Raw genomic sequence first — 17,033 nt, forward strand, 5'->3', positions numbered from 1 at the left:
TAGGGCTCTAACTTAATGAAAAATCATAGGAAAACTCTTCTTCAATAATTTGTTCAGTGCAATTTTTTAAATCGCTTACAAATTCATCAATCTGTGCTTTTGTTACATTGGGCATACAAATTACGTGAGAAATAGCTCCTTCGGTAGCTAATTGCCATTTGTCTTTTATACTTTTCGGAGTTTTTGGTAATACCACAGTAATCGCATTAGGGTTTCTCCAAGCATTTACTCCAATTTTTTGTAATTCAGCTTCGCAGTATTCAGCTACAGCTAAACTATGCTCATAACGTTGCTGTAAACCTTCAATTCCTAATTGCTTTAAGGCATACCATAAAAATAACGGTGAATGCCCATTACGAGAACCTGTAATGGTAGTATCAAACGAACCGATATAAGAAATTCCCTTGGCAATTCTATCTCTGTTAGATCGCTTAGCCATCAATACTCCCGTAGGAATAGGAGAGCCTATAAATTTATGTCCACTGATAGATATACTGTCAGCACCGTCCATAAAGTCAAAAGATAAACGAGGTTGCATAAACGGTCCAAATGACCCAGCCAAAGCAGCATCACAATGGATATAATGATCTTGAATTGCTAGGTTGTGTAAAATTCCTTTAATTTTACCGATGTCATCTTTTGCCTCTTTCATGGTTGTGCCAAAAGTAGCCAATACGATTACTGGCTTATGACGATTCATACGAACAGTATTTTCAAAATCTTCATAATCCATTTCTCCATTTTCTTGCGATTTAATAACAATACTTGGGATGTTTAATAAATGGATATTCTTTCGAACACTGTAATGCGTAGACTCAGAATAGTATACCATGGCTTTCGGAAATAACTCGCGAGCGATATACAGTCCGTATAAATTACTTTCAGAACCACCGTTGGTTACATATCCCCAAAAATCTTTCGGATTTGCTCTGAATAACTTAGCGAAAAAGGCGATAACCTCACGTTCCATTTCATGAGTTTGTACGCGGTAAGTACCTTGCTCAAAAGGATCTCCAAGGTTGTTAATTGGATATTGAAAGAATTTATTTAGTTCAGAATAGTCAAAATCTTTTGATACAGGATAGCCTAAAAAAGTATCACGAGCAGTACTTAATTCTTGCTCTAGTTTATGTAGTTTCTCTTGATTTTCTACTGATAATTTTTGCTCGTTTGCCATGAGTGAAATTTTAAGCGCGCAAAAGTATGTTAAACAATAGTATTTGTCATTTAAAAGATTGAAAGTTAGATTATTTTTCTAATAAAAATATTTTAACCGTTAAATAATCGGTTTTGAACTCTTGATACTAGTTTTTAATGAAGGATTTTAATCTGAGTTAATAGTTAAGCATAAAAAAAGCTCATCAATTTGATGAGCTTTTATAACTTGTAATTTAAATTTGGATAGACCTTAGTTTGCAGCTTTATCAACAACAAGGCGATTTTCACGGTTGGCAACTTCCCAAGCAGTATGAAAAACTAAACGAGTTCTTTTTTCTAACATCTCGTAGTTAATCTTGTCAGGAGTGTCGGTTGGTCTGTGATAGTCGTCATGTGTTCCGTTAAAGTAAAAAATAACAGGAATATTATGCTTTGCAAAGTTATAATGGTCTGAACGATAGTAAAAACGGTTAGGGTCATTATCATCGTTATATTTATAGTCTAAGTTAATATTAGTGTACTTTTTATTCATTGCTTCAGAAACATTATGCAATTCAGTACTTAGCTTGTCTGCTCCAATTAAATATATATAGTTCGGATTTCCTTTATGGTGATCGTCAACTCTACCAATCATATCCATATTTAGGTTGGTAACTGTATTCGCTAATGGGAAAATTGGGTTTTCAGAATAGTATTTAGACCCTAATAATCCTTTTTCTTCTCCAGTAACGTGTAAAAATAAGATAGAACGTTTTGGACCTTTACCAGCATCAGCAGCTTGTTTAAAAGCTTCAGCAATTTCTAAAATAGCTACTGTTCCAGAACCGTCGTCATCAGCACCGTTGTAGATTTCACCATTTTTAACTCCTTCATGGTCTAAATGAGCTGAAATAACAATTATTTCTTCTGGCTTTTCAGATCCTTTGATGTATGCAAGAACGTTTTCAGAATCTTTTAAAATGATTCCTCTACGGTTATTGCTTAAATATTCAGAAGGTACTTCTTGGTAATAATCATCGCCACCTAGCGGAGAAGCAATTCCTTGACTTACGTAGAAATCTTTTAAATACTTTACTGCTTTTTTCTGCCCAGGTTCACCGGTATTTCTTCCTTCAAATTCATCCGAAGCATAAATAAATAAGTGTTTACCTAAGTCTTTAGCAGTAATGGTTTTGGCGTATTTAGCAGCAAAATCAGTGGTAGTGTCATTGTCAGTACTAGCTGTGTCTTTGCTAGAACCACATGCTACCAATGCTATTGCACCTGCCATGTAAAGTAATTTTTTCATCGATAATTAAGGTTTGTTTAGTTCGATTAGTTTCCAAATGTAACAAAACGTTACTAGGAGTCAAATTTAATTTTTCTTAATAACGAATTGTTCTAACGTTTTGTTAAAACTTATAAGTTCTTTCGGAAAAAGTTCTTCAAAAGCATTTTGCTCAATCAATTCTTGAGAAGTTCCAGTATATAATTGATTTTCTGAAAGTAAAATGAACTCATCTGCTAATTGAATAGCAAGGTTTACTTCGTGTGTAGAAATAATGATAGTTTTACCAGTCTTTTTCACTAGTTTTTTCAATAATGAAAATACTTTAAAAGTATGGTGTATGTCTAGGTGAGCTGTAGGTTCGTCTAAGATAATAATTTCGGTGTCTTGAGCTAAAGCTCGAGCAATTAATACACGTTGTAGTTGACCGTCACTTAACTCATAAAATCGTTTGTCTTTTATATGGGTGATTTCAGTTTGCTCAATAGCCCAAAGTATTTTTTTTAGGTGCTCTTGAGTAAGTTTGTCAATCCAGTTAGTATAAGGTTGTCGTCCCAATGCAACCAATTCAAAAACGGTAAGTTGACTTAAAGGTAAACGCTCGGTAAGTACTAAGCTTAAACAAGTTGAAAGTTCTTGATTCGAATAAGAAGAAAGTTCTTTTTGATTAATTTTTACGACGCCTTTCAGTGGTTTTTGAACTTTAGAAAGTGTACGAAGTAAAGTAGATTTTCCAATCCCGTTTTTACCTAATAATGCAACAAATTTTCCTTTTTCAATTGCAATATTTATGTCTGAAGCAATAACTGTTTGTTGCTTTTTTGATTGATAACCAATGGTTAATTGTTCAGTTTGTAGTTCGGTATGTTTTTCAGAATTTATCAAAACGACTTATACGTATATTTTCTTTTTTCTAACGAGTAACCAAATTACAATAGGAGCTCCAAACAATGAGGTTATGGCATTAATAGGTAAGGTGTATTCACTCGTTGGTAACTGTGCTATACAGTCGCAAATTAGTAAAACAATTGCTCCAATCAAAGCAGCGGATGGGAGTAGTATTTTGTGGTTAGAGGTTGAAAATAACATTTTAGCTATATGTGGAACTGCTAACCCAACAAAGGCTATAGGACCAGAAAAAGCGGTAATAACCCCTGTAAGAATACTCGTAATTAGTAAAATGATGTTTCTGCTTCTCTTAATGTTTATTCCTAGACTTTGCGCGTAGTTTTCACCTAAAAGAAAACTGTTTAAAGGTTTTATAACAGAAAAAGTCCCAAGGATACCTACAAGATAAATAAGGCCAAAAATAGAAAGTTCTTCCCAAGTTAGGTTTCCTAAACTTCCAAAGCTCCAAAACAGGTATTGTTGTATTTGTTCTGCTTGACTAAAAAAAGCAAGTACACTAATCACTGCTGATGTTAGAGAGCCAAACATTAATCCAATAATAAGTATAGACATGGTGTTACGAACTCTATTGGCAGCAATAATCACCGCAGACAATACAAAAAATGACCCAATACTAGCAGCAATTGCCAAAGCCCAATTAGAAAACATAAATGTTAAAAAGAAACCTCCAAAAACGCTGGCTCCTAAAATAAGTAACGCAACACCTAAACTAGCACCAGAAGAAATACCTAAAACAAAAGGACCTGCTAGTGGGTTTCGAAATAAAGTTTGCATTAACAAACCACTTATAGACAAACCAGATCCTACTAAAATTGCAGTAATAGCTTTTGGTAAGCGATAGCTTATAATAATAGTTTCCCAACTACTTTTTGATGCAACACCTCCTGATAATAAGTTGAAAATTTCTTTTATGGGGATAGAAACAGAACCTAAACTAATATTGGTAATAAATAAAATAACCAGCAGTACAAACAGGAGTGTAAAATGTGTTGTGTATGTTTTTGATACGTTCAATTAGCTAATTGATTTTAGAAATGAAACTAATTGCTGAATAGCTAATCCTCTGTGGCTAATTTTGTTTTTTTCTTCTGCTGTCATTTCAGCAAAAGACTTCTTAAAACCTTCGGGTTGAAAAATAGGATCGTACCCAAAACCTAGCTCACCTTGTTTTTCAGATAGGATTTGTCCCTTACACACGCCGTCAAATAAAAATTGTTCTCCGTTTAAGTTTAAACAAATCGAGGTTCTAAACTGAGCATTTCTATTAGTTTTGTTGTGTAATTCGTTTAAGAGTTTTTGCATGTTGTTCTCTGCATTGGTAGGTTCACCTGCATATCGTGCAGAATACACTCCAGGAGCCCCGTTTAAAGCAGAAACTTCTAAACCTGTGTCATCAGCAAAACAGTTGTAACCGTATTTTTCGCTAATGTGATTGGCTTTAATTTGAGCATTTCCTTCTAAGGTTGTTGCTGTTTCTTCAATATCATCAAAACAATTAATATCTTTTAAAGAAAGTAACTCGATAGTAGTAGGAAGCATTTTTTGTACTTCAGCAAGCTTATTTAGGTTGTTAGTAGCAAAAACTAATTTCATGTATTGGTAATTAACTAAAGCAAATGTATTCAATTTTTATCATCTTTACTGTTGTTTTTCTTATTTGTAGAAGGAATACAGTTGCATAAAGCGTTCACATAGAAAAATAAAAAAGAGGCTTTAAAGCCTCTTTTTTTTATCCTTTAATTTTTGATAATTCAAGTTTTTTAGCGTCTATTTCGTTTTCTATTTTAAGTAAACGAGTTTCGATTTGGCTGATGATAGCTTCTTTTCGTTCGATACTTTCTTTAGAAGTAGAAGCGTCTTTTTTAGCTTCTTCTAGTTTCGATTTCATTTTTGCTAAACCTTCTTTTCCACTAATCAAAATTTCTTCATTAATGCTAATATCATCTTCAAGATCACTTATTAATGTGTTTTTCTCTTTGTTAATGTTTTGCTCCTTAGCCTTAATTTGATTGCTTAATTGCTTCAGTTTTTCTTCTTCTAAACGTAAAGCTTCTTGTTCTTTTAAGTAAGCAAGCTCTCTAGCTTTTCTTTCTTCGTCTAATTTTTTACGAGCATCTTCTAATTTTTGCTTTTGTAAAAGAATTTCTTTTTGTTCACTACTAATGTTGTCTTCGTATACAATACTTGTGTTTTGAGCAGGAGTTTCAGTCTTTTCTGTTGTAGGTTGCTCTTTTTTTAGTTTTCTAGCTAGTTTTTTTTCAAGAGAAGCTAAATCTTGTTTGTGTAAATCAATTTGAGAATTTAATTTGGTAAGTCTTCGTTGCATATTTGCAACAATTTTTTCTTTTCTCTCTACTTCTTCTTTTGTGGCTTTTTTACTTTTCTTAAAGTTTTCTAAGTTTGCTTTTACACGTTTTAAAGCGCTAACGCCACTCATTAAAATTTCTTCATTAGCACTAATTTGATTTTTTTTGTGTTTAACCTGAGTCTTTAACGTTTTAACGTCACTTTGCGCATAAATTTGTTGCGAGCAAATAAAGGTTATAAAGAAGATAGATGCTAATATTCTTAATGTTTTCATATTTAATAAGTTTAATTTTTTGGGGCGCAAAAGTACAGCTTATTACTAAAAGAACATTGCTTTATATGGCTTTTTTGAAAAAGGAAATAATTTACTCGTGATGATACGGTTCGTTACGAAGAATGGTAAATCCGCGATAAATTTGCTCTACAATAAATAAGCGAATCATTTGGTGAGAAAAGGTCATTTTTGATAGTGATAATTTTCCTTGTGCTTTAGTATACACAGCATCAGAAAAACCATAAGGGCCGCCAATAACTAATACTAATTGTTTAATGCCAGAATTCATTTTCTTCTGAAGATATTGCGAAAATTCCATAGAAGTATGTTGTTTTCCTTTGTCGTCTAATAAAACTAGTTGGTCGGTAGCTTGTAGTTTAGATAGAATTAATTCTCCTTCTTTTTCTTTTTGCTGAGGCTCGCTTAAGTTTTTAACATTTTTAATATCAGGAATAATTTCTAACTCAAACTTTACATAATGTTTTAATCGGTTTTGATATTCGTCAATTAATTGCTGTAACTGCTTATTGTCAGTTTTACCTATGGCGAGTAGTTTTATTTTCATACGGCAAAATTACGAATGTTTGGTAAATTTTTAAAAATGGGTTTTAGGATAAAAAAAAGTGAGTGTTGAGTGAAGTCTTAGGGTAGTTAAATTTGCGATAATTGTATTTATATATTCTTGTATGGAGTTTTTTTATTTTTATTCGGTTTTATTATGTAAAACAAATAAGTATATACAAAAACCAAAAGTGGTATCTGAAAAGTGAAATAATTAAATTTTTCTAATGGTATTTCAGTCAGTAGCTTCACGATTGGTAAAATCATAAGAATGAAACTTAATATTTTTCTAAGTATCAGTTTTCCATACTTTGTGAAATTTAGAATGAGTCCGATTAGTCCGCTAATTGCGAAAATCTGGTCGCTATTTCCAAAATCAAAACTTGTAAAAATCAACCATAAAATAAATGGAAGTCCAATCATTTGCCCCATAAGAATTATGAGTGAGTATAAAGTCAGAGAAACAATTTTTAGTTTGTTATCCATTTATTTTTTTCAATTCAATTACTGTTTTTATTTCAGTTTCGGTCATTTCGTAAATTGCGTACAACGGTCTCTTTTATCGCCATTTGGCCGAGTAAGAGACGCGGATTTGTCGGCTTAGTATTGGTTTATTGGTCAAGTTAATTATTTTCTTACAAACGAAGCCGCTTATTGGCGATGAACCGTTGTTGTGCGTAAGCTTATTAGTGTTAATGTTTTAATTATGCTTTTTCACATTATTTTGGTAAACCGACAAGCAGCTTGGAAATATTGGTAATAACTTTTGCATTTGTTCTTCAATTCCAATTTTAATAATCTCGATATATTCCGCTTGAATCTTGCAGTTGAACATTTACAATACGCTTTAGTCAAATCAGGATATTTTACTGCCATTTCTTTAGAATTTGCTAAACATTTTTCCGTTAATATATTAGCGCTTTAATTTGTACAACGTTTAGTATATGAAGCGTAGCGCCCGAATGGGAGCTATGATTTTATAAACAGTGTTATGAGCTTTTTTACATTCTTCATTGTCACTGGAAAATTGTCCATGCTTAAGTCTCTTATCTCCATTCCAAGACCCCTTATTTAGTTCTACATTTGTAGTGTAACAAAAATAAGTCAAAATGAAATTTAAAAGTTTAATCAAATTAAGTAGCCTAGTTCTCATTCTAGGGATAACAATTCAAGCATTTTCTCAATCTAAAAAAAATAATATTATGGACAACACAAAAAATGAAAACATCGGATTATTAGTAATCATGAAAGCGAAAGAAGGTAAGGAGCAAGAAGTGAAAGAGTTTCTTCTAGGTGGTTTATCATTGGTAAATGCAGAACCAAAAACTGAATCTTGGTTTGCATTTCAAATAGATGAACAAACTTTCGGGATTTATGACACATTTGAAACTGAAGAAGGCAGACAGGCACACTTAAAAGGAGAAGTGGCAAAAGCCTTATTGGCCAATGCTGGAGATCTTTTAGAAGGTTTTGATTCTAGCAGTGACATTAAGACCGTTGATGTTCAGGCAAGTAATCATAAAGTGGGTAATCTGAATAAGGGATTGTTGGTGATTATGAAAGCCAAAGAAGGAAAGACTTCTGAAGTGGAGGATTTCTTACAAGCGGGCAAGTCATTGGTAAGTTCTGAGCCTGCAACTTTATCATGGTATGCTTTTAAAATCAATGAAGAAACCTATGCCATTTTCGATACGTTTGCAGATGACGCTGGCAGAGATGCTCATTTGACAGGAAAAGTAGCAGCAGCGTTGATGGAGAATGCGCCTGTAATTTTGGAAGGCTTTGATGCTTCAGCAATTCAAAAAATTAACATTCTAGCTTCAAAATAAATATTTGATTTAAGAAAGGAGAGGAGTGCTTTTGGCACCCCTTTTTTTTAAATTTGAATGAGCTATAAAATAAATTTAGCATGGCCCAAATAATTATAGACAAACAAAACGGGGAACTTGCGTTTAGATTAGAAGAGTTCAACAACCTAAGTCAGTTTGATCATTTACAAAGAAGAAATTATTATTCTATCGTTTTATTAAATGGAAATAGCTATGAACTAAGCGTTGATTTTCAAAGTTTTGAATTGCAAGGAAATCATATGATTTGTTTGGCTCCGTATCAACCTTTCATGATACGTTCTGAAGAAAAGTGTCATGGTTATTTATTGAATTTTCATCCCGATTTTTTTTGTACATATAGACATCAAAACGAAATAGAGACCGAGGGATTCCTTTTTAACAATTTCCATGGTTTACCCTATTTTACTGTAAACGAGCAAAGCTTATTTCTTAATTTGATTGATCAAATTTCGAAAGAGATGGACAAAGACTCAATCGCTCAGCATGAAGTTCTTGTGGCATTTTTAAAAGTGTTTTTAATTGAAGCGGTCAGACAAAAGAAACAATTTGATCAACAATTAACTCCCAGAATGTCAGATTCACAAACAGAAATTTTACAGAATTTAGTCGATGCAATAGAGAGTAATTATTGCAAACTCCATTCTCCCCAAGAATACGCAGATGAACTAAGTGTAAGTCCTAAAACTTTAGCCGGTATCGTCAAGAAATACCTCAATCAAACGACTTCATCCTTAATTTCAAATAGGATCATTATTGAGGCGAAACGAGAACTTTATCTAACTTCTAAACCAGTGAAACAAGTTGCTGCTTTTTTAGGTTATGACGATGAATTCTATTTCAGTCGTTTTTTTAAAAAGAAGGTAGGAGTATCACCTGATATTTATCGTAAGACAGTTGGTTTTGCTAAACTAGAGTCAAATTAATTGTTCCTAACGTATTTGTGTATTAGTAGTAGCGGATTTTTACTCACTAACCTTTCGGCTATGCAATGACGTTTGTTTTATCACTTAAACCACTATTACTTATACAAATTGTTAGCCATAGTAATTATACTTTTTCAAATTCAATTCCCATAATTTTCAAACCAGTTATTTTTTTATAGTCATCTCTTATGAAGGTTATTACGTCTGATGAATAGTCAAAAGCATCTTTGCAAAGTGGTTCTATTTCATTTTTCCAAGCACCATTTCTGCTAAAAACAAAAAGTTTACCGTCTATTAGTTTGATTTTTTTACTGATTTGAAAATCTGCATTAAAGTATTGTCCTTCAAATTCTTTTAATTGCTTTTCGTTGTAAGTAGTAGGATTGTATTCTTTAAATAGCCAAGGTAATTCGTTTTCAGAATCATAATATTTATAACTTTTTTTATTAGACTCTATGTCAAAAACAACTAATTTATCATTAAACATAAATTGATGATTTCCAATAGGCTTTAATCTTGTTATTTCTTCTCCATCAGTCGTAAGTACAGTTAGCTCATCTTTGTTAAGTTGTATTTTGTTCATTTTGATAGTCTCGACATCGCTACCTGCAAAAAGATAGTTTCCTTCATACAATTTTAGCTCTTTTTTTGAAAGCTTTACTTTTTTCTCACTTTCGCTATTTTTCGATTTATTATTAAAATTATTGTTCGGAATGTATAAGTTAACTAACTGAAAAAATTGTTCTTCAAAATCTGAATCAAACGTATTTTGCGTAGTGAAAAACATCATATCTAATTTTGGAAAATAAAGATACTTGGATACAAAGCCACCTAATATCATTCCGTCAAAACCAAATGCTTGATAGTTATTATGAGTTTCAAATTCTACGCCTAAACCATAATCGAGAATATTACCATTATTTAACTTGGCTTTGGTGTGCATTTTTTTATACAATTCAGGGTATTGGTTTTTCACTTTCTGTAAACCTAAATGCCACTTAAACATATCTTTTGGGGTGGTAAGTACTTGCCCGTCTCCATTGTAAATAAAGGCGTGTAAGTGTGTTTTGTAGAAATTGCCTTCATCTTCTATATATCCAATTGCCCTGTTTTTAATTATAGTATAAGTGCTTGTTTTCTTTATGGTATTTTCCATTCCAAATGGTTCAAAAACATCTTCTTGCATGAAATCCGCAAAAGATTTCTCAGAAACTTTGGATATGATATCAGCAAGTAAAATATAGTTTGAATTGGTGTATTGAAAATACTCTCCTGGTCTAAAATTTAATGATTTCGTTTTTGTAATGAAATTCATCATTTGGGATTGAGTAAGTAAATCATTTCTGCCTAAATCCGCAATTCCCGCAATGCCATCGACTTCTTTAATGCCACTTGTTTGATTCAATAATTGCTCAATGGTTGGATTTCCCTTTTGGTAACGAGGTAGATTTTTGATGTATTTATAGGCAGGTTCTTTAATGGATAATTTACCTTGTTCTTCTAGTAATAGTATTGCGTAAGCAGTAAATTGTTTAGCAATTGAACCAATGTCGAAAACTGTTTTATTTGTTGTTGGTATGTCATAATCCAAATTAGAAATTCCATATTGTTTTTCTATCAAAATTTCTTTGCCTTTAGTGATTATAATAGAGTAACCAGGTGTGTTATCTTCTACTTGATAAATTTTGTCTATTTGGGCATCTAAATTTTGGCAAAATCCAAATGTTGGCAGTATTGTAAGTAATATAACTAGAGTTCGTGTTATGTTCATTTAATCTCTTTAATTGTAAGGACTGAATAAATTTTCGGTTGTTACAGTTGGTGTTTTTATTATGGTTAACGGTTTTCTTTACTTTGATATTATTAAATTTAACAAGAGTAGAGAGGAGAACTCGAACGGTCTATAGGTAATACCTATTACACGTAATAGTCCTCTCTACTTCTTGCACGACGTTTAGTTGAACTACTTGGAATACCTAGCCACTATGGCTCATTAAAGGAAATAGTTGCAAAACGTCATTAATCATTAATTTTTTAAATATATGAAAAAAGTAAGAGATGTGATTGGGATTGATGTATCAAAAAAGACCATTGATGCCACCTTATACAACAGTAGGCAACATGCGGTATTTTCAAATGATGAAGAGGGATATAAAGAGCTTATCCGATTGATTAAACGACATTTAGAAACATCAGAGTATTTTTTCTGTTTTGAAAATACAGGGAATTATTCCTTAAAGCTATCGGTTTTTTTGTCGTCACTATCACTTATTTATGTAGAAGAAAGCCCTATGCGAATTAAACGTAGTACAGGTCTTGCTAGAGAGAAGACAGATAAACTAGATTCCTACATGATTGCCCGATTTGGATGGATGTACCGAGAAGAATTAGAACCCAGTAATGTAAAGCCAAAAGAGTTTCAAGAGATTGGTAGGCTTTTAGCTTTGCGAGATCAAATGGTAAGAGACCGTAGTGGTTTAAAATCTACTTTAAAAGAGCAAAAGCATTTGCTTTCAAGTCGGTCAACAGCCCCTTGTTGTAAGATATTAGAACGCTCAATAAAGTACATTGACAAGCAAGTATTATCTATAGAGAAACGTATGAAAGAATTATTAAAGACAGATGATAAGTTACAGCACAACTATGAGTTGTTAAGGACTGTAAAAGGAGTAGGTCTGATATTAAGTTGTCAATTACTTTATCATACATCCAATTTTATGAAATTTAACAACTGGCGTTCATTTTCAAGTTATTGTGGAATCGCCCCATTTGAATATAGCTCAGGAAGCTCTATTAGGCGACGAAAACAAAGCCACTATATAGGCGATAGAAAAATGAAGACATTATTAAGTATGGCTGCTGTTTCAGCGATACAGTCTGATCAGGAGTTAAAGAATTATTATCACAGAAAGTTAGAGGAAGGCAAACATAAAATGATTGCATTAAACAACGTTAGAAATAAAATTTTAGCACGCAGTTTTGCAGTAATTAAAAGAGGTACTCTCTTTGTAAATATAGCAGCAGTAAATTTCTAAAAAAAACTTGTTTTTTACCTTGGAATACGTGTATGAGCAGTAGCTGAGTAGGAAATCCGAACTTTTCAATTTAGACTGACGTTAGCTGCTTGCAAAGTTTATCTGCTAATTTTACAAAAAAGTTAATGAATTTGCAAGTAGCGACAAAGAATGCAATAACCTTGAATTAAGCACTTAACCCGCTATTGCTCATACACATTGTTAGCTACAGTTTTTTATTCAAAAATATCTTCTTTGTCGAGATTGTTTATTGAATTTTTTCTTGCCCAAAGGAAGAAAGCAAAGTGAATTAGAAGAAATATTCCCCAATAAACCGCAACCAAGATAGATACATTCAAATTTTCATATTTTGAGCCGAATCCAAGTCCAATCCATAAAAGAGATATTCCGTTGTGAATTAAATAAGTTGTTAGATGGAATCTGAATCCGACATCATATATTGGTAAATATTCTCCGTCTTTGCGTCCAAAATACCAACCCGATGCAAACATTAGTAGTCCGTAAGTTACTGCTGAAATTGTAATTAAGATTCCAGATTGATTTTCAATTCCATAACTCAAAAAATATCTAAAAATTATGGTCAGCACGGTTGCAGTCAATGCAAATCTTAATAAATATTGTGTAATTGTTTTCATTGTTCGTTTAATTTTAAAATGTTTTTAATTTCGGTTGAGTAGAATAGTTTGATATTTCTATCGACAAATTGATTGAAAAGTTCTTGGCCGAGATTTGTCAAATAATAGTACTTTCTGTCAGGACCTTTATTTCCTTCTTTCAAGTCGTAAGTCAAAACATCGATATGCTCGTATTTTCTCAATGCTCTGTATAGACTTTGCTCTTCGCAACTAATTGTTCCGTCCGATTTCTTTTCAATGAAGTTTTTAATTTCATCAACATACTTTTTGCTTTCTTGAAGAGCCATAAAAATCCAAAGTGTCAATTGACCTTTTTTATATGTGTTTTCCCAAGAAAGCAATAATTCATTTAGTTTTTTATCATTTTTCATTATTATTTTATTTGTATTAAACAAGTTGAATAATACAAATGTAATAATATTTTTGATTTCGACAAATGAATTTTTAAATTTCAGGAAATTAAGGTTGTGGGTTGGTCAAAATTGTAGCTAACGTTAGCGTATAAATTTCAGTTGCGGAAAATCGGCACGATTTTCCGATTGAAACTGAAAGATAGAAAATTGCGGCTGAATTTCCATAGGAAATTCAGCCGCAATTGAATTTATACATCTTAAGTTAGCAATTGTTTAAATTTAGTAATAAAAACCAGAAAGAAAAAAGCGTAGAGTAAGGTTATGATATACGTTGAAACCTAGATTTCGTCAACATTGATAATCCCTACGCTTTACTACTTTAAATTCGTTCAGTTCTGTGAGACCAAGATCTCGATTTCAAGTTGTTGAATTGATAGTAGTTATTTTCTTTCCAATCCTTTTTTCTTATGAGTAAAAATAAACAATTTTTAGGAATCGATGTAAGTAAAGATGTTTTAGATGTGTATGATTATCAAGGTAATTGGTATCAGTTTAAAAATGATGCATCAGGCTTTAAAGAGCTGTTGTTAATCACAAGTGATTTAACTCATTGTATAATGGAAGCACAGGGTATTATCATGTACGATTAGCTTATTTTTTAACAGAAAAAGGAGTTTTGGTATCAGTAGAAAATCCGTTGAAGATAAAACGTTTTATTCAAATGAGTTTATCAAAAGTAAAGACGGATAAGAGTGATGCAAAACAGTTATATAATTATGGCGTAAGTCAAGCTCCTTCTATATGGAAAGGAGAAAGCAAGGATCAACAAGAATGTTTACAAATAGTACGTTTGTTGAGTGTTTACACGAAACAATTTACTCAATTAAAGAATAAGCTTCATGGCGAATCAGTATTAGGAACTCCATCGAAATTGGTAGTTAGTTCCTTAAAAATACAGCTAAAAAATATACAAAAAGAGATGGTTAAATTAGAAGATTTGTTGCTATAGAATGTAAAAAAGAGCTATCAAGAAGAGGAGACTTTATTAAAGTCTATTCCAGGAATAGGAGGTAAAACAGCATTAAAGTTATTAGTTTTTACCGATGGATTTAAGCGCTTTACTTCGGCAAAGGAGCTGTGCAGTTACGCAGGTATAACTCCTGTTATTAGAGAGTCAGGCAGTAGTATAAAAGGAAGACCACGCATAAGTAAAATGGGGAATCCAAAGCTTAGAAATTTATTGTTTATGTGTAGTTTTAATGCTTGTAAATACAACAAAACATGTAGAGAACTTTATGACCGAATTGTAGCTAAGGGTAAGAGTAAAAAACTTGCTTTAATAGCGGTGTGTAATAAGCTACTAAAACAAGCTTTTGCAATAGTAAAAAGTGGTTTGCCTTATGATGCAAATTATAAAAGTACTTTGGTTTAAAAAAGTATAAAATTTACTTGTTTTTTACCTCAGTTCTTTGTTATGTGTTGTTTTTTTTAGAAAAATGAATATCCAAATATTATTGATAGTGTTTTATAATTTGAACTCCAAAAGGAATAGTTTCCTAAAATCTCTCTATTGGTTTGAAACCTTGCTTCTAAACTATATTTATTATTATGTTTATAGCCAATTCCCATAGCTAGGTTATTTCTTGTCTCAATTTCTAATGAGTTTAAATTTGAACCATCATCCCTTGTAAATTCAATTGATGATTTTGAACTTATATCAAAGATGTAAGAAGCATTTATAAAAATTTTAGAATTATTATTTAGAAAGAAATAATGTCTTAAACCTACTGGGACTTCAATGGAACTGTAATCAACATTTGCTATTAATACTCCTCCAGAAACATTATTTACATTAGTTGTTTTTTCAGACTTGAAACTTTGATAAGTTGGCTCAATTGTAATTGCCCATTTGTTTTTGTTAAAAGGTAAAATAAACTCAGCCTCTAATCCAAACCCAAACCCTATTTTATTTTCAAAATCAATATTTCTAGAATTAGAAACAGAGTTTTGTATTGTTAATGAAGAACTATTTATACGAGGTCTGATTGTCAAATTAAATAAATCTCTTTTTTGTTTTGGTTCGAAATTAATTAATTCGTTATTATGGCATTTGCTGTATTCAGTAAAAAATCGCACTAAACTATTTTTCTTATATTCTACATTTTCAATTTTACTGGTTTTGAAATTAGGACATTTTAAATCAACAAATAACTGTTGTCTAAATTTATTGTTTTTGCCAACATTATTCTCAGATGTTTTATAACTTTTAAAGATTAATTGTTCAATATTAGAGTTCTCTTTATTATAAAAATATCTTTTTAAGTTATTATCAACATATTGATATAAGGTAGCCTTACCTTCAACTAATACTTTTAAAAAAAGCTCTTCTTCTTTAAATATAGGATTTTTGTCATTGCTTAAATTATTGATGCTCTCGCTAGACCTATCAATATTAACATTACTTCTTACATATTTTGAAATATTATCAATACCAAATTCTTTAATTGTTTTTATAGTTGTTTTTTTAGATTCACTATTTTCGGATAGTTTATATTCAAATTCAGTTGGGTTATTTTTCCAATCAATATTTTTTATTAGACAATTAATTTTTTGATTCGTATTATCAATATAATACCCTTTTTCAAAAGAGACTTGTGAATAAGAATTAAGAGTTGAAATTGTTATTAAAAAGAAATAAAATTCGTTTTTTCATTATTATTTTAAATTTGTTAATATTTGTATAGTTGAGTTTAAATAACACATAACTCGTTATATGTCAAACTTTAGTTGTTTTATCCGGAGAATAGTATGGGATATCGTAAAGTTTAGCAATTTTTATACGTTATCAAATATAGTAAAACCAATGCTTTACCAAAAAGAAAAGTTATTAACGAGTTACAGTTATTTTTTAATTAATTATTCAATTCCTGCTAACCTAATACAAAGTATTTACAAATTCTTAAGGGATTCCATAAATCCTTTTAATAACCTACCAATACGGAGGACCTGCAACCCAACCTACAATAGACTTACGAACCCCTTTAGTAATAGGAGTTACACAATGCATCATAAAAGAAGGAAAAACAATGATGGTACCTTTCTCTCTAGGGACCCTTACAATTTTTTGATTCAACATAAACTGTAAATCACCGCCCTCATACTCATCAGGATAATACTCAGTTTTCTATCAGAAATTCACCTGCACCAAAATCCAAATGCCAATCAAAAAAGTCACCCTCAGTATAGCTAGCCAATTGTAAATTATTGTGAAAACCTAACAAATCAAACCAATATCGTTCGTTATTACAATGAATAGCCAAACCTGCCAATCGGTTGTAAATCCATTCAGTTTCAGGCGTATTTTTGATAAACATCACATCACTTTTTCTAAGCTCATCATCATAAGTGTCAGATCCGCTAACCGAAGCCTTAATTTTTTGATTATCAATCTATAAATTCAAAACTCTATCCGTTTCATGCGGAAGAAATAAACCGTTGTAGTGTACAAACTCAGCAAAATTATGTTTTAACGGAAGACTAAAAGGATAGTTTATAGCCATGATATAAGATTAGTTATAAGTTGAAAGAAAATTTTTTAATCTTTACAACACGTAAGTTTAAAAAAAATCGGTTAGTTTTAGAAAGCAAAATATAAAAAACAAACAAGAAGGAGTAAAAAACAGTCGTAAAAGCAAGAAAATAAATCAAGAGTTTCAAACCAGTTGATGCCTTTAGAGACAGGAATATAGAAAACTGTCAGT

16 protein-coding genes and 1 pseudogene are annotated in these 17,033 nt (G+C 31.5%); 4 read left to right on the forward strand and 13 right to left on the reverse strand.

The genetic code is table 11. The features are described 5' to 3' along the window. Nucleotides 1-7 precede the first annotated feature (7 nt). From Q0663_RS04350 to rlmH, 7 genes are all read right to left on the reverse strand, one after another. Nucleotides 8-1,177 carry a histidine decarboxylase gene (locus Q0663_RS04350; RefSeq protein ID WP_299006914.1) on the reverse strand — a complete coding sequence of 390 codons (1,170 nt, stop codon included), beginning with the start codon at nt 1,175-1,177 and terminating at the stop codon, nt 8-10. A gap of 231 nt (nt 1,178-1,408) precedes the next feature. Beyond that, the gene (locus Q0663_RS04355) at nt 1,409-2,446 is read right to left on the reverse strand and encodes a M28 family metallopeptidase (protein ID WP_274634842.1); all 1,038 of its coding nucleotides are present in this window, start codon (nt 2,444-2,446) and stop codon (nt 1,409-1,411) included. A gap of 66 nt (nt 2,447-2,512) precedes the next feature. Next, entirely contained in the window at nt 2,513-3,310 is a 798-nt protein-coding gene (locus Q0663_RS04360; protein ID WP_299006918.1) for an ABC transporter ATP-binding protein, read from the reverse strand. Nucleotides 3,311-3,316: 6 nt separating this feature from the next. Further along, nucleotides 3,317-4,348 carry an iron ABC transporter permease gene (locus Q0663_RS04365; RefSeq protein ID WP_299006921.1) on the reverse strand — a complete coding sequence of 344 codons (1,032 nt, stop codon included), beginning with the start codon at nt 4,346-4,348 and terminating at the stop codon, nt 3,317-3,319. Then, a complete protein-coding gene (locus Q0663_RS04370; protein ID WP_299006924.1) occupies nt 4,349-4,927 on the reverse strand; it encodes a non-canonical purine NTP diphosphatase in 579 nt (192 codons plus the stop codon). Between the two features lie 136 nt (nt 4,928-5,063). Continuing rightward, complete coding sequence (locus Q0663_RS04375; RefSeq protein ID WP_299006927.1) at nt 5,064-5,915, reverse strand: hypothetical protein; 852 nt, start codon at nt 5,913-5,915, stop codon at nt 5,064-5,066. Nucleotides 5,916-6,006: 91 nt separating this feature from the next. Then, nucleotides 6,007-6,480 carry a 23S rRNA (pseudouridine(1915)-N(3))-methyltransferase RlmH gene (gene rlmH, locus Q0663_RS04380; RefSeq protein WP_299000612.1) on the reverse strand — a complete coding sequence of 158 codons (474 nt, stop codon included), beginning with the start codon at nt 6,478-6,480 and terminating at the stop codon, nt 6,007-6,009. A 1,105-nt stretch (nt 6,481-7,585) separates the two neighbouring features. On the opposite strand from rlmH, the gene Q0663_RS04385 reads away from it, so the two are divergent. Continuing rightward, complete coding sequence (locus tag Q0663_RS04385) at nt 7,586-8,305, forward strand: hypothetical protein (protein ID WP_299006929.1); 720 nt, start codon at nt 7,586-7,588, stop codon at nt 8,303-8,305. 80 nt (nt 8,306-8,385) lie between these two features. Next, nucleotides 8,386-9,249 carry a helix-turn-helix domain-containing protein gene (locus tag Q0663_RS04390; protein ID WP_299006931.1) on the forward strand — a complete coding sequence of 288 codons (864 nt, stop codon included), beginning with the start codon at nt 8,386-8,388 and terminating at the stop codon, nt 9,247-9,249. Nucleotides 9,250-9,373: 124 nt separating this feature from the next. On the opposite strand, the gene Q0663_RS04395 is transcribed toward Q0663_RS04390, so the two are convergent. Continuing rightward, nucleotides 9,374-11,020 (reverse strand): serine hydrolase, encoded by a 1,647-nt coding sequence (locus Q0663_RS04395; RefSeq protein WP_299006935.1) that lies wholly within the window; start codon nt 11,018-11,020, stop codon nt 9,374-9,376. A gap of 271 nt (nt 11,021-11,291) precedes the next feature. Between Q0663_RS04395 and Q0663_RS04400 the strand changes: the two genes are divergently transcribed. Next, nucleotides 11,292-12,284 (forward strand): IS110 family transposase, encoded by a 993-nt coding sequence (locus tag Q0663_RS04400; protein WP_299006938.1) that lies wholly within the window; start codon nt 11,292-11,294, stop codon nt 12,282-12,284. 215 nt (nt 12,285-12,499) lie between these two features. Here Q0663_RS04400 and Q0663_RS04405 read toward each other — a convergent pair whose 3' ends face one another. Both Q0663_RS04405 and Q0663_RS04410 read right to left on the reverse strand, forming a co-directional pair. Next, on the reverse strand, nt 12,500-12,844 hold the full coding sequence (locus tag Q0663_RS04405) for a hypothetical protein (RefSeq protein ID WP_299006941.1): 345 nt from the start codon (nt 12,842-12,844) through the stop codon (nt 12,500-12,502). Between the two features lie 71 nt (nt 12,845-12,915). After that, nucleotides 12,916-13,290, reverse strand: a complete 375-nt coding sequence (locus tag Q0663_RS04410) for a PadR family transcriptional regulator (protein ID WP_119058543.1) — start codon at nt 13,288-13,290, stop codon at nt 12,916-12,918. A 449-nt stretch (nt 13,291-13,739) separates the two neighbouring features. On the opposite strand from Q0663_RS04410, the pseudogene Q0663_RS04415 reads away from it, so the two are divergent. Further along, nucleotides 13,740-14,704 (forward strand): annotated as a pseudogene (locus Q0663_RS04415) (IS110 family transposase). 56 nt (nt 14,705-14,760) lie between these two features. Here Q0663_RS04415 and Q0663_RS04420 read toward each other — a convergent pair. From Q0663_RS04420 to Q0663_RS04430, 3 genes are all read right to left on the reverse strand, one after another. Beyond that, nucleotides 14,761-15,408: an autotransporter outer membrane beta-barrel domain-containing protein gene (locus tag Q0663_RS04420; RefSeq protein ID WP_299006956.1), complete on the reverse strand. Its 648-nt coding sequence runs from the start codon at nt 15,406-15,408 to the stop codon at nt 14,761-14,763. A gap of 853 nt (nt 15,409-16,261) precedes the next feature. Continuing rightward, a complete protein-coding gene (locus tag Q0663_RS04425; protein WP_299006958.1) occupies nt 16,262-16,408 on the reverse strand; it encodes a hypothetical protein in 147 nt (48 codons plus the stop codon). Nucleotides 16,409-16,448: 40 nt separating this feature from the next. After that, on the reverse strand, nt 16,449-16,646 hold the full coding sequence (locus Q0663_RS04430; RefSeq protein ID WP_299006960.1) for a hypothetical protein: 198 nt from the start codon (nt 16,644-16,646) through the stop codon (nt 16,449-16,451). Nucleotides 16,647-17,033: the final 387 nt, after the last annotated feature.

This window comes from uncultured Tenacibaculum sp. (assembly GCF_947504135.1).
GTDB lineage: Bacteria > Bacteroidota > Bacteroidia > Flavobacteriales > Flavobacteriaceae > Polaribacter.